Source organism: Clostridia bacterium (assembly GCA_035561135.1).
Taxonomy (GTDB): Bacteria; Acidobacteriota; Terriglobia; order Terriglobales; family Acidobacteriaceae; genus DATMYA01.
In genome coordinates this window covers 1-2,350 of the sequence record DATMYA010000056.1, presented here as the reverse complement: position 1 = coordinate 2,350, position 2,350 = coordinate 1, and the positions used below count along the sequence as shown (strand labels likewise).

The 2,350-nt window shown below is 59.0% G+C and carries 3 protein-coding genes; 1 reads left to right on the top strand and 2 read right to left on the bottom strand.

Annotated features, from left to right (window positions below; translation table 11 throughout):
• Positions 1–274, top strand: a 274-nt coding sequence (locus VN622_12775; protein HWR36735.1) for a DUF1080 domain-containing protein, incomplete at its 5' end; no start/stop codon positions are given.
• Between the two features lie 43 nt (positions 275–317).
• On the opposite strand, the gene VN622_12770 is transcribed toward VN622_12775, so the two are convergent.
• Complete coding sequence (locus VN622_12770; GenBank protein ID HWR36734.1) at positions 318–1,640, bottom strand: hypothetical protein; 1,323 nt, start codon at positions 1,638–1,640, stop codon at positions 318–320.
• Between the two features lie 248 nt (positions 1,641–1,888).
• Complete coding sequence (locus VN622_12765; protein ID HWR36733.1) at positions 1,889–2,263, bottom strand: Dabb family protein; 375 nt, start codon at positions 2,261–2,263, stop codon at positions 1,889–1,891.
• Positions 2,264–2,350: the final 87 nt, after the last annotated feature.

The following is a 2,350-nucleotide window of genomic DNA, read 5'->3' as shown; positions in this document are numbered from 1 at the left end:
GCCGGACAATCCCCGGAACGAGCGCAGCAAATCCATCGAAAACCGCTGCAAGGGACGCGGGGAGTGGAACACCTATGACGTGGTGGCGGTAGATGGGACGGTGAAACTGGCGGTAAACGGCAAGTTCGTCAACGGCATCAGCCGGGCCACGCAGAAGAAAGGCTATCTGTGCCTGGAGTCGGAAGGCGCGGAGATCCACTTCCGCAATATCAGGCTGATGGAACTGCCCGCGGGAGTAACCACCCCTGAGCAGAGCGCCCCGGTGCTCAAATAGAAAGCCCGTCGGCACCATTGGGACAGGTCTGGTTCAGTAACGATCAGACCTCCCGCACCACCTCGAAGCCCATAAGGCGGCCCATCCCCTCGATGGCCTTAAGATGGTTGCCATAGAAGAGCACGCGGTGGAGGACTCCAGGGAAGCTTTGCAGCCACTTTTGCGCGTCGCTCACGCGCGTGCGGATTTTATTGCGGCAACCGCGGTCGCTATCAACCAGTCCGGTGACCTCGGCCGTAGATGCCAGGAAACTGGTAGGGCCGTTGAATCTGCCGATTGTGACGGTTTCGCCCACGGGCATCAGAACCTGGAGGACAGCACCTGCTTTTGATTCCACGTTGTTGCGAAGGATGTAGGGATACGAGGGGCCGTGCAGCCCTTTCATCTTGGTCGCGGAGTTGCAATTGGCGTGAATGACCTCGTTTGCGCTAGTGTCGAACACCTGCTCGGCAAAAAAGCCCGGGACTTCAGCATAAGAGGTCACCAGCAGATGCGTCATGGTACAGGGAATGTGGCCCTCGCAGACCCCATAAAGTCCCATGTCGTTGAACTTCGACCAGGCGATGCATGGATAGGCCGGCAGTGTCTTGGGAGGCGTCATGCCCATGCAGTCGATGGTGAGGGCATTCGCCTGTTCCGCCTTGAGCATATTGGCCAGACCGAGGTAGAACCGTAAGCCGTCGCGGAGTTCCTCGGGAGTGGCCTCGACTACCCGCAGCGCGCCGCGCGCGAACTCGTCCGCCTCTTTCTGCGCTTTGCGCTCGTCCACCGCCTCGAAGCAGTCGCGGAACTCCGCCGGGTCTACAACTTTGAAGGTGGTGCCGAACTGTTTGCTGTAGGCGTCCACTTCAGGTGGGGTTATCGCGGGGTTTACCGCGCCCACCAGAACCTTGCTCCTGCGCAGATGCCTCACGGTACGGAACATGCGCATGTATGGATCGAGGTCTCCGTAACTTGATGAAGCCAAGACATCAAGCTTTTTTCCGGTCTTCCGAAGTGGGGCGATTTCAGACCAGGAGTGCGTGGCATACGGCCTTGAGAAAAGGAGCGCGGGCACCTTGAGTTGATCGATCAGCGCCCGCTGGGCCCGAGTCGGTGCCGAGATCGGAATCATCAGAACGCCGTCGACGTCGCCCATCCTGGCCAACCACGGCTGGACCTCCTCCGGAGCGCGCAGCAGGTCTCCACCTATGAACCGGACCAGGTGCGCGTTTTTGAGCTCCACTTTTCTCAGCTCGGCTTCCACCTCGGCCACTTCCTTTTTCGCATCCAGATCAGGTGTGGGCCAGATGGGAGGCCCACCCAGATAGACTTTGGCGATAGTAGCTGGTCCGTTCCACGGCAGAGACTCAGATTGCCCGAACATGTTCCTTAACGAAAGGGGTAATCCACACAAAGAGAGCGCGAACTGGCGGCGGGGCAATGACGAAACATGCTTCTGCATACAAACCACTATATGCCGGGCCCAAAAGTAATTGTTTGCAATAGGGAAGGAACGAAAGACAGTCTTACTGGTCCCTGAGCCGCCGCGCAGGATCATGCGCGTTACGGCGCGATACGTGCAAGGTGAGCGGTCGCGGTTCTGGTGTTCTCACCGAACCGCGACCGAGAGTGCTAGTTGGTGACGTCGTGGGTGGTGCTGCGCTGCCGGATGGGGAGGTACACCTTCTCCCATTCACGGTGTGCCGGATGGTCAGCGTAGGCATCGAACGCCTTCTGGTTCTGGAACTCCATGACAAAAACGGCGTTATAGGTATTGGGCTGCACTTTCACGGTCTTCAGCCAGATGTTCCGGACGCCCGGGACCTCCCCGGCCATCTTCCGGATACCGTCGATGGCCTGCTGCCTCTGCTCGGGTGTGGCCTCGTCCTTCCACTGCACGGTTACGATGTGCAGCAGCGTTGCGGGCGTGCCGAACTTGTTCGCCGCCACCATGCCTGCGGCAAAGGCGACCACCAGAAGGGTCGCGATCACGAAAGCTCGTTTCATTCTTCCTCCAGTATTTGAGCGTCAACCTTCAGCGTCCGACGCCGCTCTTGCGGATTCCACTCCACTCTTCCGAGATGATGATTGAGT